Annotated in this window: 36 protein-coding genes; 4 read left to right on the forward strand and 32 right to left on the reverse strand. The window is 58.2% G+C overall.

Annotated elements, in window-relative coordinates; all coding sequences use genetic code 11:
* The first annotated feature begins 554 nt into the window (after nucleotides 1–554).
* The 3 genes from PMI38_RS01490 (at nucleotide 555) to PMI38_RS01500 (ending at nucleotide 1787) form a co-directional block, all read left to right on the forward strand.
* Nucleotides 555–824 (forward strand): hypothetical protein, encoded by a 270-nt coding sequence (locus PMI38_RS01490; RefSeq protein WP_008089753.1) that lies wholly within the window; start codon nucleotides 555–557, stop codon nucleotides 822–824.
* 4 nt (nucleotides 825–828) lie between these two features.
* Nucleotides 829–1101, forward strand: a complete 273-nt coding sequence (locus PMI38_RS01495) for a DUF3077 domain-containing protein (RefSeq protein ID WP_008089755.1) — start codon at nucleotides 829–831, stop codon at nucleotides 1099–1101.
* A gap of 245 nt (nucleotides 1102–1346) precedes the next feature.
* Nucleotides 1347–1787: a GlcG/HbpS family heme-binding protein gene (locus PMI38_RS01500; protein WP_274517610.1), complete on the forward strand. Its 441-nt coding sequence runs from the start codon at nucleotides 1347–1349 to the stop codon at nucleotides 1785–1787.
* 92 nt (nucleotides 1788–1879) lie between these two features.
* On the opposite strand, the gene PMI38_RS01505 is transcribed toward PMI38_RS01500, so the two are convergent.
* Both PMI38_RS01505 and PMI38_RS01510 read right to left on the reverse strand, forming a co-directional pair.
* Entirely contained in the window at nucleotides 1880–2431 is a 552-nt protein-coding gene (locus PMI38_RS01505) for a single-stranded DNA-binding protein (RefSeq protein WP_008089760.1), read from the reverse strand.
* Between the two features lie 9 nt (nucleotides 2432–2440).
* Nucleotides 2441–3835 (reverse strand): MFS transporter, encoded by a 1395-nt coding sequence (locus tag PMI38_RS01510; RefSeq protein WP_008089762.1) that lies wholly within the window; start codon nucleotides 3833–3835, stop codon nucleotides 2441–2443.
* Between the two features lie 129 nt (nucleotides 3836–3964).
* Between PMI38_RS01510 and uvrA the strand changes: the two genes are divergently transcribed.
* Nucleotides 3965–6799, forward strand: a complete 2835-nt coding sequence (uvrA, locus tag PMI38_RS01515) for an excinuclease ABC subunit UvrA (protein ID WP_008089764.1) — start codon at nucleotides 3965–3967, stop codon at nucleotides 6797–6799.
* Between the two features lie 69 nt (nucleotides 6800–6868).
* On the opposite strand, the gene bfr is transcribed toward uvrA, so the two are convergent.
* The 30 genes from bfr to rpsJ all read right to left on the reverse strand — a co-directional run bounded on the left by bfr (nucleotide 6869) and on the right by rpsJ (nucleotide 22798).
* Nucleotides 6869–7333, reverse strand: coding sequence for a bacterioferritin (gene bfr / locus PMI38_RS01520; protein ID WP_008089766.1), 465 nt, complete (start codon nucleotides 7331–7333; stop codon nucleotides 6869–6871).
* 163 nt (nucleotides 7334–7496) lie between these two features.
* Nucleotides 7497–8936: a catalase gene (locus PMI38_RS01525; RefSeq protein ID WP_008089768.1), complete on the reverse strand. Its 1440-nt coding sequence runs from the start codon at nucleotides 8934–8936 to the stop codon at nucleotides 7497–7499.
* Nucleotides 8937–9109: 173 nt separating this feature from the next.
* Nucleotides 9110–9496, reverse strand: coding sequence for a 50S ribosomal protein L17 (rplQ, locus tag PMI38_RS01530; protein WP_003255451.1), 387 nt, complete (start codon nucleotides 9494–9496; stop codon nucleotides 9110–9112).
* Nucleotides 9497–9538: 42 nt separating this feature from the next.
* Nucleotides 9539–10540 (reverse strand): DNA-directed RNA polymerase subunit alpha, encoded by a 1002-nt coding sequence (locus PMI38_RS01535; RefSeq protein ID WP_003255452.1) that lies wholly within the window; start codon nucleotides 10538–10540, stop codon nucleotides 9539–9541.
* A 22-nt stretch (nucleotides 10541–10562) separates the two neighbouring features.
* Nucleotides 10563–11183: a 30S ribosomal protein S4 gene (gene rpsD / locus PMI38_RS01540; protein ID WP_008089778.1), complete on the reverse strand. Its 621-nt coding sequence runs from the start codon at nucleotides 11181–11183 to the stop codon at nucleotides 10563–10565.
* A 15-nt stretch (nucleotides 11184–11198) separates the two neighbouring features.
* On the reverse strand, nucleotides 11199–11588 hold the full coding sequence (gene rpsK / locus PMI38_RS01545) for a 30S ribosomal protein S11 (RefSeq protein WP_003255454.1): 390 nt from the start codon (nucleotides 11586–11588) through the stop codon (nucleotides 11199–11201).
* An 18-nt stretch (nucleotides 11589–11606) separates the two neighbouring features.
* On the reverse strand, nucleotides 11607–11963 hold the full coding sequence (gene rpsM / locus PMI38_RS01550) for a 30S ribosomal protein S13 (RefSeq protein ID WP_003255457.1): 357 nt from the start codon (nucleotides 11961–11963) through the stop codon (nucleotides 11607–11609).
* 131 nt (nucleotides 11964–12094) lie between these two features.
* Nucleotides 12095–12211 carry a 50S ribosomal protein L36 gene (gene rpmJ / locus PMI38_RS01555; RefSeq protein WP_002555468.1) on the reverse strand — a complete coding sequence of 39 codons (117 nt, stop codon included), beginning with the start codon at nucleotides 12209–12211 and terminating at the stop codon, nucleotides 12095–12097.
* A 28-nt stretch (nucleotides 12212–12239) separates the two neighbouring features.
* Nucleotides 12240–13571 carry a preprotein translocase subunit SecY gene (secY, locus tag PMI38_RS01560; protein ID WP_003257108.1) on the reverse strand — a complete coding sequence of 444 codons (1332 nt, stop codon included), beginning with the start codon at nucleotides 13569–13571 and terminating at the stop codon, nucleotides 12240–12242.
* Nucleotides 13572–14006 (reverse strand): 50S ribosomal protein L15, encoded by a 435-nt coding sequence (rplO, locus tag PMI38_RS01565; protein WP_008089796.1) that lies wholly within the window; start codon nucleotides 14004–14006, stop codon nucleotides 13572–13574.
* A 3-nt stretch (nucleotides 14007–14009) separates the two neighbouring features.
* Complete coding sequence (rpmD, locus tag PMI38_RS01570) at nucleotides 14010–14186, reverse strand: 50S ribosomal protein L30 (protein WP_008089798.1); 177 nt, start codon at nucleotides 14184–14186, stop codon at nucleotides 14010–14012.
* Nucleotides 14187–14188: 2 nt separating this feature from the next.
* A complete protein-coding gene (gene rpsE, locus PMI38_RS01575) occupies nucleotides 14189–14689 on the reverse strand; it encodes a 30S ribosomal protein S5 (protein ID WP_003255465.1) in 501 nt (166 codons plus the stop codon).
* 3 nt (nucleotides 14690–14692) lie between these two features.
* Nucleotides 14693–15043 carry a 50S ribosomal protein L18 gene (gene rplR / locus PMI38_RS01580; protein ID WP_008089801.1) on the reverse strand — a complete coding sequence of 117 codons (351 nt, stop codon included), beginning with the start codon at nucleotides 15041–15043 and terminating at the stop codon, nucleotides 14693–14695.
* A 10-nt stretch (nucleotides 15044–15053) separates the two neighbouring features.
* On the reverse strand, nucleotides 15054–15587 hold the full coding sequence (gene rplF / locus PMI38_RS01585; protein WP_008089803.1) for a 50S ribosomal protein L6: 534 nt from the start codon (nucleotides 15585–15587) through the stop codon (nucleotides 15054–15056).
* Nucleotides 15588–15599: 12 nt separating this feature from the next.
* A complete protein-coding gene (rpsH, locus tag PMI38_RS01590; RefSeq protein WP_008089805.1) occupies nucleotides 15600–15992 on the reverse strand; it encodes a 30S ribosomal protein S8 in 393 nt (130 codons plus the stop codon).
* 209 nt (nucleotides 15993–16201) lie between these two features.
* The gene (gene rpsN / locus PMI38_RS01595) at nucleotides 16202–16507 is read right to left on the reverse strand and encodes a 30S ribosomal protein S14 (protein WP_008089807.1); all 306 of its coding nucleotides are present in this window, start codon (nucleotides 16505–16507) and stop codon (nucleotides 16202–16204) included.
* A gap of 13 nt (nucleotides 16508–16520) precedes the next feature.
* Nucleotides 16521–17060, reverse strand: coding sequence for a 50S ribosomal protein L5 (rplE, locus tag PMI38_RS01600; RefSeq protein ID WP_003255474.1), 540 nt, complete (start codon nucleotides 17058–17060; stop codon nucleotides 16521–16523).
* A 20-nt stretch (nucleotides 17061–17080) separates the two neighbouring features.
* Nucleotides 17081–17395 carry a 50S ribosomal protein L24 gene (gene rplX, locus PMI38_RS01605; RefSeq protein WP_003255476.1) on the reverse strand — a complete coding sequence of 105 codons (315 nt, stop codon included), beginning with the start codon at nucleotides 17393–17395 and terminating at the stop codon, nucleotides 17081–17083.
* Between the two features lie 11 nt (nucleotides 17396–17406).
* Complete coding sequence (gene rplN / locus PMI38_RS01610) at nucleotides 17407–17775, reverse strand: 50S ribosomal protein L14 (protein WP_008089810.1); 369 nt, start codon at nucleotides 17773–17775, stop codon at nucleotides 17407–17409.
* A 23-nt stretch (nucleotides 17776–17798) separates the two neighbouring features.
* A complete protein-coding gene (gene rpsQ / locus PMI38_RS01615) occupies nucleotides 17799–18065 on the reverse strand; it encodes a 30S ribosomal protein S17 (protein ID WP_008089812.1) in 267 nt (88 codons plus the stop codon).
* 2 nt (nucleotides 18066–18067) lie between these two features.
* Complete coding sequence (gene rpmC, locus PMI38_RS01620) at nucleotides 18068–18259, reverse strand: 50S ribosomal protein L29 (protein ID WP_002555481.1); 192 nt, start codon at nucleotides 18257–18259, stop codon at nucleotides 18068–18070.
* On the reverse strand, nucleotides 18259–18672 hold the full coding sequence (gene rplP / locus PMI38_RS01625) for a 50S ribosomal protein L16 (RefSeq protein WP_003255479.1): 414 nt from the start codon (nucleotides 18670–18672) through the stop codon (nucleotides 18259–18261). The genes rpmC and rplP overlap by 1 nt, the downstream gene beginning before the upstream one ends.
* Before the next feature lie 12 nt (nucleotides 18673–18684).
* Nucleotides 18685–19371: a 30S ribosomal protein S3 gene (gene rpsC, locus PMI38_RS01630; RefSeq protein WP_003255481.1), complete on the reverse strand. Its 687-nt coding sequence runs from the start codon at nucleotides 19369–19371 to the stop codon at nucleotides 18685–18687.
* A gap of 13 nt (nucleotides 19372–19384) precedes the next feature.
* Nucleotides 19385–19717: a 50S ribosomal protein L22 gene (gene rplV, locus PMI38_RS01635; RefSeq protein WP_003103908.1), complete on the reverse strand. Its 333-nt coding sequence runs from the start codon at nucleotides 19715–19717 to the stop codon at nucleotides 19385–19387.
* An 11-nt stretch (nucleotides 19718–19728) separates the two neighbouring features.
* Nucleotides 19729–20004, reverse strand: a complete 276-nt coding sequence (rpsS, locus tag PMI38_RS01640; protein WP_003255482.1) for a 30S ribosomal protein S19 — start codon at nucleotides 20002–20004, stop codon at nucleotides 19729–19731.
* A gap of 16 nt (nucleotides 20005–20020) precedes the next feature.
* A complete protein-coding gene (gene rplB, locus PMI38_RS01645) occupies nucleotides 20021–20845 on the reverse strand; it encodes a 50S ribosomal protein L2 (protein ID WP_008089816.1) in 825 nt (274 codons plus the stop codon).
* 14 nt (nucleotides 20846–20859) lie between these two features.
* Nucleotides 20860–21159: a 50S ribosomal protein L23 gene (gene rplW, locus PMI38_RS01650; protein ID WP_003255484.1), complete on the reverse strand. Its 300-nt coding sequence runs from the start codon at nucleotides 21157–21159 to the stop codon at nucleotides 20860–20862.
* A complete protein-coding gene (gene rplD / locus PMI38_RS01655) occupies nucleotides 21156–21758 on the reverse strand; it encodes a 50S ribosomal protein L4 (protein ID WP_008089819.1) in 603 nt (200 codons plus the stop codon). The genes rplW and rplD overlap by 4 nt, the downstream gene beginning before the upstream one ends.
* A 12-nt stretch (nucleotides 21759–21770) precedes the next feature.
* Nucleotides 21771–22406 (reverse strand): 50S ribosomal protein L3, encoded by a 636-nt coding sequence (rplC, locus tag PMI38_RS01660; RefSeq protein WP_003257089.1) that lies wholly within the window; start codon nucleotides 22404–22406, stop codon nucleotides 21771–21773.
* An 80-nt stretch (nucleotides 22407–22486) separates the two neighbouring features.
* Nucleotides 22487–22798, reverse strand: a complete 312-nt coding sequence (rpsJ, locus tag PMI38_RS01665; protein ID WP_003186070.1) for a 30S ribosomal protein S10 — start codon at nucleotides 22796–22798, stop codon at nucleotides 22487–22489.
* Between the last annotated feature and the right edge of the window lie 187 nt (nucleotides 22799–22985).

Consider the following 22985-nt stretch of genomic DNA (forward strand, 5'->3'; position numbering starts at 1 on the left):
TGTCAGGCCATGGTTGTTAGCTTTGGTGCATGTCTCGAGACTGCAGGGGCGCCAGCAGCGTCAGCCGAAAAATCTCGCGGTGCCGACAAGGCAGGCAACCATGCCCTGTCAGACATAGGCACATTGCAACAAATGTAGGAGCGAGCTTGCTCGCGATGCGCCGCGCGGGCGGCGCTCGATCTCATAGGCGCTAAAACTTTCATGGCGAGCACCTGCATGCCCGCCAGCGATCAGCCGTAAGATTTTTCTGAACCTGCAACCAAATGCTTCAGGATTCGCTAGTTTGGGAATTATCCTACGAGCGCTGCTGAAGTTTCGCTGTTGTCGGGGAAATGCCTCACGGATAACGTTCTCGGGTCGCTTCGGCGATCGGGTGTGAGAACCCGACTGACACAACAGCTCCGTCGTTATGGCGGTCGTGCGCGGGCAGGCTTCGGCCTGGCCGAGTTTTTGCTCTTGTTCCTCGGTTTCTCACCCCGCGCACGGCTGCCACCCACAATCCGTGAGAAAGATTCAGGTGGCGGTTTCCTTAAGCCGAACAAGAGTTAACTGCCATGAAGAAGATCGTCCCCGATCCTCCACGCCGCAAACCTATCACCACCCCATTCTTCACCGTCCAATCCGACATGTACCCACCCGACGCCCTGGCCCACGCCAGCGAGCTGCTACGTGGCGTCATCGAAACCCTCGACGAGCACTGCCGCTCACGCGCAGGCGAACACGGCCTGAGCATGCTGAGCAATGCGATGCATGCCAGCGAGATCGCCTACACGCTGGTGGAGCATGTGCACACTCGGCTGTTTGGCCAACAGGTGGAGGGGTGACGCTTTGACGGATAAACCCAAGATCCTTACCACCGTCGGCGTGGAGACTTTCCTTGATGCGGGCTTCCCGCCAGTAGGCCTGCTGCGTGTGCAGCCTGGTATTCCGATCGACGATGCTTACGAGCATGTCTCGGTGCTACTGGGTTATATCAAGCACCTGGTGCGCGAGGGCGACGTGGAGGATGACCACAAGTTGCTCGGTGCAGCGGACTACCTGAGCGTTTTGGCCAAGGCGTTGATGAACGATATCGAAATGGCCAAGAACCGGCTCCATTGACCTCGAGGGCCTCTTCGCGGGACAAGCCCGCTCCCACAGGTTCACCGCAACCTTCAGGCCTGCGGTGAACCTGTGGGAGCGGGCTTGTCCCGCGAAAGGGCCCTCCGCAGCAACACACCTATCGGACTTCATTTTCGGAAACGGACTACATCCTTGAGCGACAACCGCCTGCTAGGTTGCCCGGCCGAACAGTCCTCAGGGGTAATGCTCGCATGAACTCGAACCACATCCGTGCCAGCCTTTTCATGTGCTCGCTGTTATTGGCACCAACCTCACAAGCCGACACTCCCTCCCCCATCACCGCCGAAGCCGCCCGCACAATGGCCGCCGCCGCCGAGCGCGCTGCCCGTTCCCAGGGCCATACCATCGTCATCAGCATCGTCGACAACCATGGCAACCTCAAACACTTCCACCGCATGGACGGCACCAGCAGTGGCAGCATCAAGGTCGCGCAGCTCAAGGCCTCGACCTCGGCCCGCTTCCCGCTTTCCTCCAGCTCGCTCGCAGAACGAAGTGCCGCACTTCCAGCAAACCCCTATGCGTCTCTCCCAGGCTTCACCCTGTTGGGGGGCGGCCTGCCCATCATGGATGCGAATGGCCGGCATATCGGCGGCATCGGCATCAGCGGCGCAACGCCGGAGCTGGATGCGGCGTTTGCCCAGGCGGCACTGGATGGCGATGCCTGACTGCCACTCCCACCGTGATGATTCACTCGCATAAAAAAACCCAGGGCCAATGCCCTGGGTTTTTGGTCTAGCGTGACGCCCTACCGCTCTGATCAGAACGGAATATCGTCATCGAAGCTGTCAAAGTCAGCCGCTGGCTGTGGCGCAGGCTGCTGCGGCGCTGGGCGCTGCTGGGCCTGTTGCGGGCGCGGGGCCTGCTGGCGCTGAGGAGCCTGGTTGTACTGTTGCTGCTGGCCACCCTGGTTGTAGTTGTTACCACCACCCTGGTTGTATTGGTCGCCGCCACCTTGCTGGTTCTGCGGACGGCCGCCGAGCAGCTGCATGGTGCCCTGCATGTCGACGATGATTTCAGTGGTGTAGCGCTTGATGCCGTCTTTTTCCCACTCGCGGGTCTGCAGCTTGCCTTCGATGTACACCTGCGAACCCTTGCGCAGGTATTCGCCGGCGATTTCGGCAACCTTGCCGAACAGCGACACACGGTGCCACTCGGTACGCTCGACCTTCTGGCCCGACTGCTTGTCAGTCCACTGCTCGCTGGTAGCCAGGCTCAGGTTGGTCACGGCGTTACCGTTGGGCAGGTAGCGGACTTCGGGATCCTGGCCACAGGTGCCGACCAGAATGACTTTGTTAACCCCACGGGCCATAACGTTCTCCTAGGCTTCGCACGCCGAAGAGGCTGGGTTCACCAGACGCTCGAGGGTCGCACGGTCCAAAATTTTCGTATCCAGTTTGATATAGATGGCGGCCTCTTCTGCCACCACCACAGCGTCGGTCACACCCGGCACAGCCATCAGGCGTTCGGTCAGCCCGGCTTCCCGGACTGCTTCAGGCGTCAGCGGCATGCGCAGGCTGGTCACATAGGGCGGCTCGTTCATGCGCAAGGCCACGATCAGCCAGATGGCACACAACACCGCGCAACCGAGGAACACTGTGCTCAGTCCGCCATGCTGGAACAACCAGCCACCGAGGATTCCGCCTAACGCGGCACCGAGGAACTGGCTGGTGGAGTACACCCCCATCGCCGTCCCCTTGCCACCAGCAGGTGACACCTTGCTCACCAGCGAAGGCAGCGATGCCTCCAGCAAGTTGAATGCGGTAAAGAATACCACGGTGCCAATCACCAGTCCGCGCAAACCGTCAGCCCACTCCCAGAAGTATATCTCCGTGAGTAGCAGCACACTGACCGCACCGGCCAACACGCGTTTCATCTTGCGCTTTTTCTCGCCGTAGATGATGAACGGGACCATTGCAAAAAATGAGACGAACAGCGCGGTCAGGTATACCCACCAGTGCTCCTCCTTCGGCAGGCCGCCGCGCTCGACGAGCGCCAGCGGCAGTGCGACGAAGCTGGCCATGAGGATCGCGTGGAGCACGAAGATACCTACGTCCAGGCGCAGAAGGTCCGGATGGCGCAGGGTCGGGCCGAGGGCCTGGCGTGCCACGCCCGATTCGCGGTGCTGCAAGGTGCTGTGGGTGTTGGGCACGACGAAGGCGATCAGGGCCATGCCAACCAGGGCAAGTCCTGCCGTGGCCAGGAACAAACCTGACAAGCCAAAGGCGCGAGTCAACAATGGGCCGACCACCATCGCAACCGCGAACGACAGGCCGATGCTCATGCCGATCATGGCCATGGCCTTGGTTCGGTGCTGCTCGCGGGTGAGATCGGAAAGCAGCGCCATCACCGCGGCGGAAATCGCCCCGGCGCCCTGCAGGATACGCCCGGCGATCACCCCCCAGATGGAATCGGCCTGGGCCGCCAGCACGCTGCCAAGGGCGAAGATCACCAACCCCAGGTAGATCACCGGGCGACGGCCGATGCGGTCGGAAATCATCCCGAACGGGATCTGCAGAACCGCCTGGGTCAGGCCGTAGGCGCCAATGGCCAGGCCGATCAGCGCAGGCGTGGCGCCGGCCAGGTCCATGCCGTAGGTGGCCAGCACCGGCAAGACCATGAACATGCCCAGCATACGAAAGGCAAAGACCAGGGCCAGGCCGCCAGCGGCGCGGGTTTCGCTGCCACTCATGCGCTCGTTGTGGGTGTCGTGCATGGATTAACCTCGTGTGAACCGGCGGCGATTCTATCAGTCCGACAGCTTGACGGCATCTACGCGACGCTTTGCCGCGTACTGGCAGGGCGCCGTATACTTCCTTGTTTATGCCCGCCAAGCGAGGCCGCAGTGGACAAGATCCTGATTCGTGGGGCGCGTACCCACAACCTTAAGAACATCGACCTGACCCTGCCACGCGACAAGCTGATCGTGATCACCGGCCTGTCCGGGTCCGGCAAGTCGTCGCTTGCCTTCGACACGCTGTACGCCGAAGGCCAGCGCCGCTATGTGGAATCGCTGTCGGCCTATGCCCGGCAATTTCTGTCGATGATGGAAAAACCTGACGTCGACACTATCGAAGGCTTGTCGCCGGCCATTTCCATCGAGCAGAAGTCGACCTCGCACAACCCGCGTTCGACGGTTGGCACCATCACCGAGATCTACGACTACCTGCGCTTGCTCTATGCGCGCGTAGGCTCCCCACGCTGCCCGGACCATGACATTCCGCTGGAGGCGCAAACGATCAGCCAGATGGTCGACCTGGTGCTGGAGCGCCCGGAAGGCAGCAAGCTGATGTTGCTGGCACCGGTAATCCGCGAGCGCAAAGGTGAGCACCTGGCCGTGTTCGACGAGCTGCGCGCCCAGGGCTTCGTACGGGCGCGGGTCAACGGCAAGCTCTATGAGCTCGACGAACTGCCCAAGCTGGACAAGCAGAAAAAGCACAGCATCGACGTGGTGGTGGACCGCTTCAAGGTGCGCGCCGACCTGCAGCAGCGCCTGGCCGAATCGTTCGAAACCGCGCTCAAGCTGGCCGACGGCATTGCCCTGGTGGCACCGATGGATGACGAAGAAGGCGAAGAGACGATTTTCTCCGCACGCTTCGCTTGCCCGATCTGCGGCCATGCCATCAGCGAGCTGGAACCCAAGCTGTTCTCCTTCAACAACCCAGCTGGCGCCTGCCCGACCTGTGATGGGCTGGGCGTGAAGCAGTTCTTCGACACCAAGCGCCTGGTCAACAGTGAGCTGACCTTGGCCGAGGGTGCGATCCGTGGCTGGGACAGGCGCAACGTCTATTACTTCCAGATGCTCGGTTCGCTCGCCACGCACTACGGCTTCAGCCTTGAGGAGCCCTTCGGCGAACTGTCGGCCGAGCACCAGAAGGTGATTTTGCAAGGCAGCGGCAAGCAGACCGTCGACTTCAAGTACCTCAACGACCGGGGCGACATCGTCAAGCGCTCGCACCCGTTCGAAGGGATCGTGCCGAACCTTGAGCGCCGCTACCGCGAGACCGAGTCCGCCACCGTGCGCGAAGAGCTGGCCAAGTTTCTTGGCACCCAGCCCTGCCCCGACTGCCGCGGCACCCGCCTGCGCCGTGAGGCACGGCATGTGTGGGTAGGCGAAAAGACCCTGCCGGCGGTCACCAACCTGCCCATCGGTGAGGCCAGCAACTATTTCGGCGCGCTGACGCTGACCGGCCGCCGTGGCGAAATCGCCGCGAAGATCCTCAAGGAAATCTGCGAGCGTTTGCAGTTCCTGGTCAATGTCGGCCTCGACTACCTCACCCTCGACCGCAGCGCCGATACCCTGTCGGGCGGCGAAGCCCAGCGTATCCGCCTGGCCAGCCAGATCGGCGCCGGCCTGGTGGGGGTCATGTACATCCTCGATGAACCGTCCATCGGCCTTCATCAACGGGACAACGACCGCTTGCTGGCCACCCTTAATCACCTGCGCGACCTGGGCAATACGGTGATCGTGGTCGAGCACGACGAGGATGCCATTCGTCTGGCCGACTACGTCGTGGACATCGGCCCGGGTGCTGGTGTGCATGGTGGCCAGATCGTGGCCGAGGGTACGCCGCAGGAGGTCATGGACCACCCTGACTCGCTGACCGGCAAGTACCTGTCGGGGCGCAAGAAGATCGTCGTGCCGGCCAAGCGCACGCCGCGCGACAAGAAGCTGCAACTCAAGCTCAAGGGCGCCCGTGGCAACAACTTGCAGAACGTCGACCTGGAGATTCCGATCGGCCTGCTGACCTGCGTGACCGGTGTGTCCGGCTCGGGCAAGTCGACGCTGATCAACAACACCCTGTTCCCGCTGGCAGCCACTGCGCTGAACGGCGCAAGCACCCTGGAAGCCGCCGCGCACAGCAGCATGGACGGCCTGCAGCACCTGGACAAGGTGGTCGATATCGACCAGAGCCCGATCGGCCGCACGCCGCGCTCGAACCCGGCAACCTACACCGGTATCTTCACCCCGATCCGCGAACTGTTCTCCGGCGTGCCGGAATCGCGCTCGCGTGGTTATGGCCCGGGTCGCTTCTCCTTCAACGTCAAGGGCGGGCGCTGCGAGGCCTGCCAGGGCGACGGGCTGATCAAGGTGGAGATGCACTTCCTGCCGGACATCTACGTGCCGTGCGACGTCTGCAAGAGCAAGCGCTACAACCGTGAAACCCTGGAGATCAAGTACAAGGGCAAGAACATCCACGAGGTGCTGGAAATGACCATCGAAGATGCCCGTGGGTTCTTCGATGCGGTACCGGCCCTGGCGCGCAAGCTGCAGACCCTGATGGATGTAGGTCTTTCGTACATCAAGCTGGGGCAGTCGGCGACCACTTTGTCCGGTGGCGAGGCGCAGCGGGTCAAGCTTTCGCGGGAGCTGTCCAAGCGCGATACCGGCAAGACGCTGTATATCCTCGACGAACCGACCACCGGGCTGCACTTCGCCGATATCCAGCAACTGCTCGATGTGCTGCACCGTCTGCGCGACCACGGCAATACCGTGGTGGTGATCGAGCACAACCTGGACGTGATCAAGACGGCCGACTGGTTGGTGGACCTGGGGCCGGAAGGTGGCTCCAAAGGTGGGCAGATCATCGCCTGCGGCACCCCGGAAGAACTGACCAGGATGAAACAGTCCTACACCGGGCATTACCTCAAGCCGTTGCTGGAGCGTGACCGGGCCTGACCCGCCTGTGGATGAAAAAAGCCCCTGGTACCGTGGGTGCCAGGGGCTTTTTTGTGGTCTGTGGATAACTTACATCTGCGACTGCAGGTAGTTCTCCAGGCCGATGACCTTGATCAGGCCCTGCTGCTTCTCCAGCCAGTAGGTATGATCTTCTTCGGTATCGGCCAACTGCGCGCGCAGGATGTCGCGGCTGATGTAGTCCTTGTGCAGTTCGCACAGTTCGATGCCTTTGCACAGCGCGGCGCGCACCTTGTACTCGAGCTTGAGGTCGGCCTCGATCATTTCCGGCACGGTGCTGCCCACTTCCAGGTCATCGGCGCGCATGTCCGGGGTGCCTTCGAGCATGAGGATACGGCGCATCAGCGCATCGGCGTGCTGCGTCTCTTCTTCCATCTCGTGGTTGATACGCTCGTAGAGCTTGGACAGGCCCCAGTCTTCGTACATGCGCGAGTGAATGAAGTACTGGTCGCGTGCTGCCAGTTCGCCCTTCAGCAACGTGACGAGGTAGTTGATTACGTCCGGGTGACCTTGCATCGCCCTGCTTCTCCGTGTGGAAACTTGAATACCACATAGTGTGAACCAGCTTTTCGTCAGGGTCACTGAAAAACGCGCAATTAGAAGCAAAAAATCGGTTAAACAGTAGTGATATTCATTGAAAAACCGCCCAAATGAGGGCGGTTCTCCTTATCACTTCGAGTTAGGCGAGAATCAGCCCCAGGGCCTTGGCGATACCTTCGCCGTAGGCCGGGTCCGCCTTGAAGAAGTACTGCAGCTGCCGCTGGATCACCTCTTCGCTGACACCCGCCATGGCACCGGCGATGTTGTTGATCAGCAGGGCTTTCTGCTCATCACTCATCAGGCGGAACAGTGCACCGGCATGGCTGTAGTAATCATCGTCCTCGCGGTGGTCATAACGGTCGGCCGAGCCATTGAGGGCCAACGCTGGCTCGGCGTGGCGAGGCGACTGTTTCGGTGCATCGGTGTAGCTGTTGGGCTCGTAGTTCGGCGCGCTGCCATAGCTGCCGGTGGCCATCGAACCGTCACGCTGGTAGCTGTTTACCGGGCAACGCGGGGAGTTGACGGGCAACTGCTGATGGTTGGTGCCCACCCGGTAGCGATGCGCGTCTGCATAGGCGAATACGCGACCTTGCAGCATGCGGTCTGGCGACAGGCCTACACCGGGCACCATGTTGCTCGGGCCGAATGCAGCTTGCTCGACTTCGGCGAAGTAGTTGAGCGGGTTGCGATTGAGCTCCAGCACGCCCACTTCGATCAGTGGATAGTCTTTTTGCGACCAGGTCTTGGTCACGTCGAACGGGTTTTCGTCGCGGCTGGCGGCCTCGGCTTCACTCATCACCTGGATGCAGACGGACCAACGTGGAAAATCACGGCGCTCGATGGCCTCGAACAGGTCACGCTGGGCGTAGTCCGGGTCGCTGCCTGCCAGGCGCGCCGCCTCTGTCGGAGCCAGATTCCTGATGCCCTGCTGGGTCTTGAAGTGCCACTTCACCCAGGTGCGCTCGCCTTGCGCATTGATCAGGCTGTAGGTGTGGCTGCCGAAGCCGTGCATGTGACGGTAACCATCCGGGATACCCCGGTCGGAGAACAGGATGGTGACCTGATGCAATGCCTCGGGAGAGTGCGACCAGAAATCCCACATCATCTGGGCATTCTTCAGGTTGCTTTGCGGGTGACGCTTCTGGGTGTGGATAAAGTCCGGGAACTTCAGCGGGTCACGGATGAAAAACACCGGCGTGTTGTTACCGACGATGTCCCAGTTGCCTTCCTCGGTATAGAACTTCACTGCAAAACCACGCGGGTCGCGCTCGGTGTCTGCCGAACCGCGCTCGCCACCGACCGTGGAGAAACGCAGGAAGGTCTCGGTCTGCTTGCCAACCTGTGCGAAAAGCTTGGCACTGGTGTAGCCGGTAATGTCGCGGGTGACAGTGAAGGTGCCGTAAGCACCCGAACCCTTGGCGTGGACGCGTCGCTCAGGGATGTTCTCGCGGTTGAAGTGGGCGAGCTTCTCGATCAGGTGGAAGTCGTCGAGCAGCAACGGGCCGCGTGGGCCGGCAGAACGGGAATTCTGGTTGTCTGCAACAGGTGCACCGCTGGCGGTGGTGAGTATCTTGCTCATGGGCTCTCCTTAACGGTCTTCAAGCGCCGGACTAAACGGCTTGAAGGAGAGTATTGAGCAGGTACGTTACAAGGACAAATTCATTGATTGATTCACATCAATAGAAACAAACAATACATGCAGGCACAAAAAACCGGGCACTAGGCCCGGTTCTTTGTAGCAGACAGAACGTCTTACTCAGCAGCTTCTACAGCACCGCCGACCGGACGATCAACCAGCTCGACGTACGCCATAGGCGCGTTGTCGCCAGCGCGGAAACCGCACTTCAGGATGCGCAGGTAGCCGCCCTGACGGGTGGCGTAACGCTTGCCCAGGTCGTTGAACAGTTTGCCAACAGCGGACTTCGAACGGGTACGGTCGAAGGCCAGACGACGGTTAGCAACGCTGTCTTCCTTGGCCAGGGTGATCAGCGGCTCGGCAACGCGGCGCAGTTCCTTGGCTTTCGGCAGGGTGGTTTTGATCAGCTCGTGCTCGATCAACGACACTGCCATGTTCTGGAACATAGCCTTGCGGTGAGAGCTGGTACGGCTCAGGTGACGTCCACTTTTACGATGACGCATGATTCATTCCTTACCAAACACTACGTTCGGTGATTACGACGATCAGGCGGTCGCCTTGTCGTCTTTCTTAAGACTTGCAGGCGGCCAGTTGTCGAGGCGCATGCCGAGAGACAGACCACGAGAGGCCAGGACGTCCTTGATTTCAGTCAGGGACTTCTTGCCCAGGTTAGGAGTCTTCAACAGCTCTACTTCGGTACGCTGAATCAGGTCGCCGATGTAGTAGATGTTCTCCGCCTTGAGGCAGTTGGCCGAACGTACAGTCAGTTCCAGGTCGTCAACCGGACGCAGCAGGATCGGATCGATCTCGTCTTCCTGCTCGACTACGACAGGCTCGCTGTCACCTTTGAGGTCGACGAACGCGGCCAACTGCTGTTGCAGGATGGTCGCAGCGCGGCGGATAGCCTCTTCAGGATCCAGGGTGCCGTTGGTTTCCAGATCAATGACCAGCTTGTCCAAGTTGGTACGCTGTTCAACACGGGCGTTTTCGACCACATAGGCGATACGACGCACCGGGCTGAACGAAGCGTCCAACTGCAGACGGCCAATGCTACGGCTTTCGTCTTCGTCGGTCTGACGGGAGTCGGCCGGCTCGTAACCGCGACCACGAGCTACAGTGAGCTTCATGTTCAGGGCGCCATTCGACGCCAGGTTCGCGATTACGTGATCGGGGTTGACGATCTCGACATCGTGATCCAGCTGAATATCGGCAGCGGTAACCACCCCCGAACCCTTTTTCGACAAGGTCAGCGTAACTTCGTCACGACCGTGCAGCTTGATAGCCAGGCCTTTCAGGTTCAACAGGATTTCAATGACATCTTCCTGTACACCTTCGATCGCGGAGTACTCATGGAGTACGCCATCGATCTCGGCCTCGACTACTGCACAGCCAGGCATGGAGGACAACAGGATGCGGCGCAGCGCGTTGCCCAGGGTATGGCCGAAACCACGCTCGAGAGGCTCGAGCGTGATCTTGGCGCGGGTCGGACTGACTACCTGCACATCAATATGGCGGGGAGTCAGGAACTCATTTACCGAAATCTGCATGGATGCACCTATTTTCTAGCCCTTACTTGGAGTAGAGCTCGACAATCAGGTTTTCGTTGATGTCGGCAGACAGGTCGCCGCGAGCAGGAACGTTCTTGAAAACGCCCGACTTTTTAGCAGCATCTACGTCTACCCACTCAACTCGGCCACGCTGGGCGCACAGTTCAAGGGCTTGAACAATGCGCAGCTGGTTCGACGACTTCTCGCGAACCGCGACCACGTCACCCGGACGAACTTGGTAGGATGGAATGTTTACAGTCTTACCGTTGACGCTGATCGCTTTGTGCGAAACCAGCTGACGGGACTCGGAACGAGTCGAGCCGAAGCCCATACGGTAGACGACGTTATCCAGACGGCACTCGAGCAGTTGCAGCAGGTTCTCACCAGTTGCGCCTTTTTTCGAGGCAGCAGCTTGGTAGTAACCGCGGAACTGACGCTCCAGAACACCGTAGATACGACGGACTTTTTGTTTCTCGCGCAGCTGGGTACCGTAGTCGGACTGACGGCCACGGCGCTGGCCGTGGATACCTGGGGCTGCTTCGATGTTGCACTTCGATTCCAGAGCGCGAACGCCGCTCTTCAGGAACAGATCGGTGCCTTCACGACGAGACAGTTTGCATTTTGGACCAATGTAACGTGCCATTCTTCTGTCTCCTGATTACACGCGGCGCTTCTTCGGCGGACGGCACCCGTTATGCGGGATTGGCGTCACGTCGGTGATGCTGGCGATCTTGTAGCCACAGCTGTTCAAAGCACGAACGGCGGACTCACGACCTGGACCTGGACCCTTGACGTTAACGTCGAGGTTCTTCAGACCGTATTCCAGCGCAGCTTGACCAGCACGCTCAGCAGCGATCTGTGCTGCGAACGGGGTGGATTTGCGCGAACCACGGAAACCCGAACCACCGGAGGTCGCCCAGGACAAAGCATTGCCCTGACGGTCGGTGATGGTCACGATGGTGTTGTTGAAAGACGCATGGATGTGGGCGATGCCATCAACCACTGTCTTTTTGACTTTCTTACGAGGACGAGCAGCAGGTTTTGCCATGTCTATATTCCTGGGCGGTTACTTGCGGATCGGCTTACGCGGGCCCTTACGGGTGCGTGCGTTGGTCTTGGTGCGCTGACCGCGAACCGGCAGACCTTTACGATGACGCAGGCCGCGGTAGCAACCCAGGTCCATCAAGCGCTTGATCTTCATGTTGATGTCACGACGCAGGTCACCTTCGGTGGTGAACTTCGCGACTTCGCCACGCAGGGTTTCGATTTGCTCGTCGCTCAGATCCTTGATCTTTGCGGCTGGGTTTACACCAGCGTCTGCACAGATCTTCTGTGCAGTTGTGCGACCGACACCATAGATGTAGGTCAGCGAGATAACAGTATGCTTGTTATCTGGAATGTTGACGCCTGCAATACGGGCCATTCAGTGGGACTCCAATTGACAGCTACCTACGCCCCGGAAGCCAAGAAATAGGGCGCGAGATAATATCGCTGTAGAAACGAATAATCAACCCAGCAGCACACTAGCTGCTGGGTTTGAAGCGCAGATCACACTCAGCCTTGGCGCTGTTTGTGACGCGGTTCCGCGCTGCAGATCACTCGTACGACGCCTTCGCGACGGATGATCTTGCAGTTACGGCACAGCTTTTTCACCGATGCACGAACTTTCATTACCGACTCCTCGAACCTTAGGGGCGTATCAGCGCAGCAGACCGCTGCCACCGTAGCCTTTCAGGTTGGCTTTCTTCATCAGGGATTCGTACTGGTGCGAAACGAGGTGCGATTGTACTTGGGACATGAAGTCCATCACAACCACTACCACAATCAGCAACGAGGTCCCGCCAAGGTAGAACGGCACATTTGCTGCTACCACCAGGAACTGGGGCAGAAGGCAGACGGCCATCATGTAAAGAGCACCGAACATGGTCAAACGGGTCAGAACGCCATCAATGTAGCGCGCCGACTGCTCACCAGGACGGATACCCGGAATAAAGGCACCGGACTTCTTCAGGTTTTCCGCTACGTCTTTCGGATTGAACATCAACGCTGTGTAGAAGAAGCAGAAGAAAATGATCCCTGCACTAAACAGCAGAATGTTCAACGGCTGACCAGGAGCGATCGACTGCGAGATGTCCTGCAGCCAGCCCATACCTTCGGACTGACCGAACCAGGCACCCAGCGAAGCCGGGAACAGCAGAATGCTGCTCGCGAAAATGGCCGGGATAACCCCCGCCATGTTCACCTTCAGCGGCAAGTGGCTGGTCTGCGCAGCGAAGACCTTGCGGCCTTGCTGACGCTTGGCGTAGTGAACGGCGATACGACGCTGACCACGCTCAATGAACACCACGAAACCGATAATCGCTACTGCCAGCAAACCGATAGCGACCAGGGCGAAAATGTTGATATCGCCTGTGCGCGCAGACTCGAAAGACTGCCCGATTGCTCTCGGAAGACCGGCAACGATACCTGCGAAGATCAACATCGAGATACCGTTGCCCACACCGCGCTCGGTGATCTGCTCGCCCAGCCACATCATGAACATCGCGCCTGCCACGAAGGTGGAGACGGCGACGACATGGAAGCCCAGGCCTACAGAAAACGCCACGCCCTGGTTGGCCAGGCCAATGGACATGCCAATGGCTTGTACCAGTGCCAGGATAACGGTGCCGTAGCGGGTGTACTGGCTGATCTTGCGACGGCCAGCTTCACCTTCCTTCTTCAACTGCTCCAGTTGCGGGCTGACCGCCGTCATCAGCTGCATGATGATCGATGCCGAGATGTACGGCATGATCCCCAGTGCAAAGATGCTCATGCGCTCGAGCGCGCCACCGGAAAACATGTTGAACAAGCTAAGAATGGTCCCCTCATTCTGCCGAAACAGATCCGCCAGACGGTCCGGATTGATGCCTGGAACCGGGATATGCGCACCTATCCGATAGACGATGATCGCCATGAACAGAAAGCGCAGACGAGCCCAGAGTTCCGACATCCCGCCCTTACCGAGCGAAGAGAGAGCACCTTGCTTAGCCATTTATTCCTCGAACTTGCCGCCAGCTGCTTCGATAGCCGCACGCGCACCCTTGGTGGCTGCGATACCCTTGATGGTGACTGCGCGAGTGACTTCGCCAGACAGCATGATTTTCACACGCTGTACGTTCTGGTTGATCACGTTGGCATCCTTCAAGGATTGCACGGAGATCACGTCGCCTTCCACCTTGGCCAGCTCGGACAGACGCACTTCAGCGCGGTCCATGGCTTTCAGGGAAACGAAGCCGAATTTCGGCAGACGACGGTGCAGCGGCTGTTGACCGCCTTCGAAGCCCGGAGCGATCGAACCACCCGAACGGGAGGTCTGACCTTTGTGGCCACGGCCGCCGGTCTTACCCAGACCGCTACCGATACCACGACCCGGACGATGCTTTTCGCGACGGGAACCCGGCGCTGGACTCAGATCATTGAGTTTCATCGATTAACCCTCGACGCGCAGCATGTAGTAAGCCTTGTTGATCATCCCGCGGTTCTCGGGAGTATCCTGGACTTCTACAGTGTGACCGATGCGACGCAGACCCAGACCCTTAACGCACAGTTTGTGGTTAGGAATACGGCCCGAGACGCTCTTGATCAGCGTTACTTTTACGGTTGCCATGATCAGAAGATCTCCTCAACGCTCTTGCCGCGCTTGGCAGCAATGGACTCAGGAGATTGCATGGCTTTCAGACCCTTGAAGGTGGCGTAAACCACGTTCACTGGGTTGGTCGAACCGTAGCACTTGGCCAGGACGTTCTGAACACCAGCAACTTCCAGGACAGCACGCATAGCGCCGCCGGCGATGATACCGGTACCTTCCGAAGCAGGCTGCATGTAAACCTTCGAGGCGCCGTGGGCAGCCTTGGTGGCGTACTGCAGGGTGGTGCCCTTCAGGTCAACCTGGATCATGTTGCGACGAGCAGCTTCCATGGCTTTCTGGATCGCAGCAGGTACTTCGCGCGATTTGCCACGGCCGAAGCCAACGCGACCCTTGCCATCACCAACCACGGTCAGCGCGGTGAAGGTGAAGATACGGCCGCCTTTAACGGTTTTAGCTACGCGGTTAACTTGAACCAGCTTCTCGATGTAGCCTTCGTCGCGCTTTTGATCGTTATTTGCCATAACTTAGAACTCCAGCCCGCCTTCACGAGCAGCATCAGCCAGCGCTTTGACGCGGCCATGGTACTTGAAGCCGGAACGGTCAAAGGCAACTTGAGATACACCGGCGGCTTTCGCGCGCTCAGCTACCAGCTTGCCAACCTTAGTGGCCGCGTCGATGTTGCCAGTGGCGCCATCACGCAGGTCTTTGTCCAAGGTCGAGGCGCTTGCCAGAACCTTGCTGCCGTCGGCCGAAATGACCTGGGCATAGATGTGCTGCGAGGAGCGGAACACGCACAGGCGCACGACTTCGAGTTCGTGCATCTTGAGACGTGCTTTGCGAGCGCGACGCAGTCGAGTAACTTTTTTGTCGGTCATTTGCTAGGCCCTACTTCTTCTTGGCTTCTTTACGACGGACTACTTCGTCCGCGTAACGCACACCCTTGCCTTTGTACGGCTCTGGTGGACGGAAGTCGCGGATTTCAGCGGCCACCTGACCTACCAGCTGCTTGTCGATACCCTTGATCAGGATGTCGGTCTGGCTAGGAGTTTCAGCGGTGATACCGGCTGGCAGTTCGTAGTCCACTGGATGCGAGAAGCCCAGAGCCAGGTTCAGGACGGTGCCTTTAGCCTGTGCCTTGTAACCAACACCGACCAGCTGGAGCTTGCGCTCGAAGCCTTGGCTTACGCCTTGGACCATGTTGTTGACCAGAGCACGGGTAGTACCGGCCATGGCGCGAGCTTGCTGATCACCGTTGCGAGCGACGAAACGCAGTTCGCCGGACTCTTCGGTAACTTCAACAGACGAGTGAACGTTCAGTTCGAGAGCGCCTTTGGCACCCTTCACCGAAAGCTGCTGGCCGGCGAATTTTACTTCGACGCCTGCTGGCAGCTTAACGGGGTTCTTAGCGACGCGAGACATGCCTATCTCCCCTTAGAACACTGTGCACAGAACTTCGCCGCCGACACCGGCAGCGCGCGCAGCGCGGTCAGTCATCACACCTTTGTTGGTGGAGACGATAGACACGCCCAGGCCGCCACGAACTTTCGGCAGATCTGTGACGGACTTGTACTGGCGCAGGCCAGGACGGCTGGAACGCTTCAGTTCCTCGATGACCGGACGGCCTTCGAAGTACTTGAGTTCGATCGACAGGGACGGCTTGGCCTCACCAGTAACCTGGTAGCCAGCGATGTAACCTTCGTCTTTCAGAACTTTGGCAACCGCGACCTTCAGGGTAGAGGAAGGCATGCTTACGACGGACTTTTCAGCCATCTGGGCATTACGGATGCGAGTTAGCATGTCCGCTAACGGGTCCTGCATACTCATGGGCTAGATGCTCCTGATACAAGAATTATTAGCCTTGCGGCTATCACAACCACCCGAGCGGGCAGGGTAAAAAACCCAGGCTCGGGTGAGCCGGTCATTCTAGACACAAGGTAGAAACGAAACAAGCCCCATATAGGGGCTTGTTTCTTGGTGAGGTCACCGACGGTCGGAAGATTGCTCCCCTTCCGTCGGGATCACACCGACAGCGATTACCAGGAGGCCTTGACCAGACCTGGTACGTCGCCGCGCATTGCAGCTTGACGCAGCATGTTACGGCCCAGGCCGAACTTACGGTATACACCGTGAGGACGACCGGTCAGGCGGCAACGGTTGCGCAGGCGCGCAGCGCTAGCGTCACGCGGTTGCTTCTGCAGAGCGACTACGGCAGCGAAACGCTCTTCTGGAGAGGCGTTCACGTTGACGATGGTCGCTTTCAGCTCAGCGCGCTTTTTAGCGAACTTGGCTACCGTGAGCTGACGCTTCAGCTCGCGGTTTTTCATGCTCTTCTTGGCCATTTTCCTACTCCAATCAGTTGCGGAACGGGAACTTGAAAGCACGCAGCAGAGCGCGGCCTTCGTCGTCCGAACGAGCAGTGGTGGTCAGGGTGATGTCCAAACCGCGCAGAGCATCGATCTTGTCGTAATCGATTTCCGGGAAGATGATCTGCTCTTTCACGCCCATGCTGTAGTTGCCACGGCCATCGAAGGACTTGGCATTCAGGCCGCGGAAGTCGCGAACCCGAGGCAGGGAGATCGCCAGCAGGCGGTCCAGGAATTCGTACATCTTGTCGCTACGCAGGGTCACCTTGACGCCGATCGGCCATCCTTCACGGACTTTGAAGCCCGCGATGGATTTACGAGCGAAAGTCACGACCGGCTTTTGACCGGTGATCTTTTCCAGGTCGGCTACAGCGTGCTCGATGACTTTTTTGTCACCGATGGCTTCGCCCAGACCCATGTTCAGGGTGATCTTGGTTACGCGTGGAACTTCCATCACGTTCGACAGCTTAAGTTCTTCCTTAAGCTTGGGAGCGATTTCGTTCCGGTAAATCTCTTTCAGTCGTGCCATGGTCTTCTACCTAGCAGTGTTCAAGCATCAACCGCTTTTTGGGTCGACTTGAAGACACGAATTTTCTTACCGTCTTCTACTTTGAAACCAACGCGGTCAGCCTTGTTGGTTTCGCCGTTGAAGATGGCAACGTTGGAAGCGTGCAGAGGCGCTTCTTTTTCGACGATACCGCCCTGAACGCCCGCCATCGGGTTAGGCTTGGTATGACGCTTAACCAGGTTCACACCACCGATGACCAGACGGTCATCAGCGAGAACCTTCAGCACCTTACCGCGCTTACCTTTGTCTTTGCCGGCGATCACGATGATCTCGTCGTCACGACGAATCTTTTGCATGTCGGATCTCCTTACAGCACTTCAGGGGCGAGCGAGACGATCTTCATGAACTTCTCAGTACGAAGTTCACGGGTCACTGGCCCGAAGATGCGAGTGCCGATCGGCTCTTGCTTGGTGTTCAGCAGAACAGCAGCGTTGCCGTCGAAACGAATGATGGAACCGTCAGCGCGACGTACACCGTGACGGGTACGGACGACAACAGCGGTCATCACCTGGCCTTTTTTGACCTTACCGCGCGGAATTGCTTCCTTGACGGTTACTTTGATGATGTCACCGATGCCGGCGTAACGGCGGTGCGAACCGCCGAGTACCTTGATGCACATGACGCGACGAGCGCCGCTGTTATCGGCCACATCGAGCATGGATTGAGTCTGAATCATAAAATTTCTCCGACCCCTAGCCCTTAGACTTCAACAGCGCGTTCGAGGACTTCAACCAGTGCCCAGGACTTGGTCTTGGCCAGCGGACGGGTTTCACGGATGGAAACCTTGTCGCCGATTTTGCACTGGTTGGATTCGTCGTGCGCGTGCAGCTTAGTCGAACGCTTAACGTATTTACCGTAGATCGGGTGCTTTACGCGACGCTCGATCAGAACGGTGATGGTCTTGTCCATTTTGTCGCTGACGACACGGCCAGTCAGCGTACGGACGGTTTTTTCAGCTTCAGCCATGATCACTTACCTGCCTGCTGGTTGAGCACAGTTTTCACGCGAGCGATGTCGCGTTTAACTTGCGAGAGCAGGTGCGACTGACCCAACTGGCCAGTTGCTTTCTGCATACGCAGATTGAACTGGTCGCGCAGCAAGCCGAGCAATTGCTCATTCAGTTGCTGTGCAGATTTTTCACGAAGTTCATTCGCTTTCATCACATCACCGTCCGCTTAACAAAGGAGGTGGCGAGAGGCAGCTTTGCAGCAGCCAGGGCGAAAGCTTCGCGCGCCAGCTCTTCAGAAACACCCTCGATCTCGTACAGGACTTTGCCTGGCTGGATCTGGGCAACCCAGTATTCCACGGAGCCCTTACCTTTACCCATACGAACCTCGAGAGGCTTCTTGGAGATCGGCTTGTCCGGGAACACACGGATCCAGATCTTACCGCCACGCTTAACGTGACGGGTCAGCGCACGACGTGCGGACTCGATCTGGCGAGCGGTGAGGCGACCGCGAGCAACAGCTTTCAGGGCGAATTCGCCGAAGCTGACTTTGCTACCGCGCAGTGCCAGACCACGGTTGTGGCCAGTCATCTGCTTGCGGAATTTTGTACGCTTTGGTTGCAACATTTGGCGTACCCCTTACTTAGCAGCTTTTTTACGAGGCGCTGGTGCTTGTGGTTTCAGTTCTTCTTGGCGACCACCAATAACTTCGCCTTTGAAGATCCAAACCTTCACACCGATCACACCGTAAGTGGTGTGAGCTTCGTAGGTGTTGTAGTCGATATCGGCACGCAGGGTGTGCAGGGGCACACGACCTTCGCGATACCACTCGGTACGAGCAATCTCAGCACCGCCGAGACGACCGCTCACCTGGATCTTGATGCCCTTGGCACCAATACGCATGGCGTTCTGTACGGCGCGCTTCATGGCGCGACGGAACATTACGCGGCGTTCCAGCTGCTGAGCTACGCTCTGCGCAACCAGCATAGCGTCGAGTTCCGGCTTGCGGATCTCTTCGATGTTGATGTGCACAGGCACACCCATCTGCTTGGTCAGGTCCTGACGCAGCTTCTCGACATCTTCACCTTTCTTCCCGATAACGATACCTGGACGAGCGGTGTGGATGGTGATGCGTGCAGTTTGAGCCGGACGATGAATATCGATACGGCTTACGGACGCGCTTTTTAGTTTGTCTTGGAGGTACTCACGCGTTTTCAGATCCTTCAACAGGTAATCTGCGTAAGTAGCACCGTCTGCGTACCAGACGGAGGTGTGCTCCTTGACGATTCCCAGGCGAATGCCAGTGGGATGTACTTTCTGACCCATCTGATCGACTCCGTTACTTGTCCGCAACCTTGACAGTGATATGGCAAGACCGCTTGACGATGCGATCAGCACGGCCTTTGGCACGTGGCATGATGCGCTTCAGCGAACGCCCTTCGTTGACGAAGACGGTGGAGACCTTCAGGTCATCAACGTCTGCGCCTTCGTTGTGTTCGGCGTTGGCAACGGCCGACTCGAGGACTTTCTTCATGATTTCAGCGGCTTTTTTGCTGCTGAAGGCCAACAGGTTGAGCGCTTCGCCCACCTTCTTCCCGCGGATCTGGTCGGCGACCAAGCGGGCTTTCTGGGCGGAGATGCGAGCGCCCGACAACTTAGCGGCTACTTCCATTTCCTTACCCCTTAACGCTTGGCTTTCTTGTCAGCCACGTGCCCGCGATAGGTGCGGGTACCGGCGAACTCGCCCAGTTTGTGGCCGACCATGTCTTCGTTCACGAGAACTGGGACATGCTGGCGACCGTTGTGAACCGCGATGGTCAGACCGACCATTTGTGGCAGGATCATCGAGCGACGCGACCAGGTTTTAACTGGTTTGCGATCGTTCTTCTCCACCGCCACTTCGACCTTCTTCAACAGGTGAAGATCGATAAAAGGACCTTTTTTCAGAGAACGTGGCACTGTCGTATCCCTCTAGTTACTTGCGACGACGGACGATCATGTTGTCGGTACGCTTATTACCGCGGGTTTTAGCACCCTTGGTTGGGAAGCCCCATGGCGATACCGGATGACGACCACCGGAGGTACGACCTTCACCACCACCATGTGGGTGGTCAACCGGGTTCATGGCAACACCACGAACGGTTGGGCGAACGCCGCGCCAGCGTTTGGCACCAGCTTTACCCAGCGAGCGCAGGCTGTGCTCGGAGTTCGAGACTTCGCCCAGGGTCGCACGGCACTCAGCCAGTACTTTACGCATCTCACCGGAGCGCAGACGCAGGGTCACGTAAACGCCGTCACGAGCGATCAGCTGAGCCGAAGCACCAGCGGAACGAGCGATCTGAGCACCTTTACCCGGCTTCAGTTCGACGCCGTGAATGGTGCTACCTACTGGGATGTTGCGCAGCTGCAGGGAGTTACCGGCCTTGATTGGGGCCAGGGCACCTGCGATCAGCTGGTCGCCAGCGCTCACGCCTTTAGGGGCGATGATGTAACGACGCTCACCGTCTGCGTAGCACAGCAGGGCGATGTGAGCAGTACGGTTTGGATCGTATTCGATACGCTCGACAGTGGCTGGAATGCCATCTTTGTCGTTGCGACGGAAGTCGACCAGACGGTAATGCTGCTTATGACCACCACCAACGTGACGAGTGGTAATACGGCCATTGTTGTTACGACCACCAGACTTCGATTTCTTCTCGAGCAGCGGTGCGTGAGGAGCGCCTTTGTGCAGCTCCTTGTTGACCACCTTGACCACGAAACGGCGGCCAGGGGAAGTCGGTTTGCATTTAACGATTGCCATGATGCACCCCTTCCTTACTCAGCACTGCTGCTGAAATCGAGATCTTGGCCTGGCTGAAGGGAGACGATCGCCTTCTTCCAGTCATTACGCTTGCCCAGACCACGTGCGGTACGCTTGGTTTTACCCAGAACGTTAACAGTCGACACGTTTTCAACTTTTACGTTGAACAGGCCTTCGACAGCTTTCTTGATTTCCAGCTTGGTTGCATCGGTAGCAACCTTGAATACGAACTGGCCTTTTTTCTCAGCCAGAACGGTAGCCTTCTCGGAAACGTGCGGGCCAAGGAGGACTTTGAATACGCGTTCCTGGTTCATCCCAGCAGCTCCTCGAATTTCTTCACGGCCGAGACAGTGATCAACACTTTCTCGTATGCGATCAGACTGACCGGGTCGGAACCTTGAACGTCACGTACATCGACGTGCGGCAGGTTACGAGCAGCCAGGTACAGGTTCTGATCAACAGCGTCGGAAACGATCAGAACGTCGTTCAGACCCATGCCGTTCAGCTTGTTCAGCAGATCTTTGGTTTTCGGCGCTTCAACAGCGAAGTCCTGAACCACGACCAGACGGTCGCTACGCACCAGCTCAGCGAGGATGGAGCGCAGTGCTGCGCGGTACATCTTCTTGTTGAGCTTCTGCGAGTGATCTTGAGGGCGAGCTGCGAAGGTAACACCACCGCCACGCCAGATCGGACCACGAGTGGTACCAGCACGAGCACGGCCAGTACCCTTCTGACGCCATGGGCGCTTACCGCCACCAGCCACGTCGGAACGGGTCTTCTGCTGCTTGGTACCCTGACGGCCGCCGGCCATGTAGGCCACGACTGCTTGGTGAACCAGCGTCTCGTTGAATTCGCCACCGAAGGTCAGTTCGGAAACTTCGATCGCCTGAGCGTCATTTACGTTAAGTTGCATGTCAGTTTCCCCTTAACCGCGAGCCTTGACAGCTGGACGTACAACCACGTCGCCGCCAGTAGCGCCAGGAACGGCACCCTTGACCAGCAGCAGGTTGCGTTCAGCGTCTACGCGAACTACTTCCAGGGACTGAACAGTCACGCGCTCGGCGCCCATGTGACCGGACATTTTCTTGCCCTTGAACACACGACCAGGAGTCTGGCACTGGCCGATGGAACCTGGGACACGGTGCGACACGGAGTTACCGTGGGTGTTGTCCTGGCCACGGAAGTTCCAGCGCTTGATGGTACCGGCGAAGCCTTTACCTTTGGACTGACCGGTTACGTCTACCAGCTGGCCTGCAGTGAAGAGTTCAGCTTTGATCAGATCGCCAGCCTGGAAATCGCCTTCTTCAAGACGGAACTCCCAAACACCGCGACCAGCGGCAACGTTAGCCTTGGCGAAGTGGCCTGCCTGAGCGGCAGTCACACGCGAAGCACGACGCTCGCCGACAGTGACTTGCACTGCACGGTAGCCATCGGTTTCTTCAGTTTTGAACTGGGTGACGCGATTCGGCTCGATCTCAATGACCGTGACCGGAATGGAGACACCTTCTTCGGTGAAAATGCGGGTCATACCGCATTTGCGACCGATTACACCAATAGTCATGTTGTAAACCTCATGAGTGTACGGGGCTTTCACCCGCTATGGCCGCCCATTTCAGAGCGTTACACGACTAGACCGAAGTCTTAGCCGAGGCTGATCTGTACTTCCACACCTGCCGCCAGATCAAGCTTCATCAGCGCGTCAACGGTTTTATCCGTTGGCTGGACGATGTCCAGAACACGCTTATGAGTACGAATCTCGTACTGGTCACGCGCGTCTTTGTTGACGTGCGGGGAGACCAGAACGGTGAAACGCTCTTTGCGGGTAGGCAGTGGAATTGGACCACGCACTTGTGCACCAGTACGTTTCGCGGTTTCCACGATTTCCTGGGTGGATTGGTCGATCAGGCGATGGTCGAAAGCCTTCAACCTGATACGGATTTGCTGATTTTGCATTGGATTTCAGACTCCAGGCTGTTCCCAACGGACGCACTACGCCCGCTAAAAGGAGGCGTGATTCTATAGACGCCCCAATTTAGTGTCAACCCAATAAAAAAAACCCCCGCTGAGCGGGGGTTTTTTCAATCGGTCGAGTGATTACTCGATGATTTTGGCTACGACGCCGGCGCCGACGGTACGACCG

Source organism: Pseudomonas sp. GM84 (assembly GCF_000282535.1).
Classification (GTDB): Bacteria; Pseudomonadota; Gammaproteobacteria; order Pseudomonadales; family Pseudomonadaceae; genus Aquipseudomonas.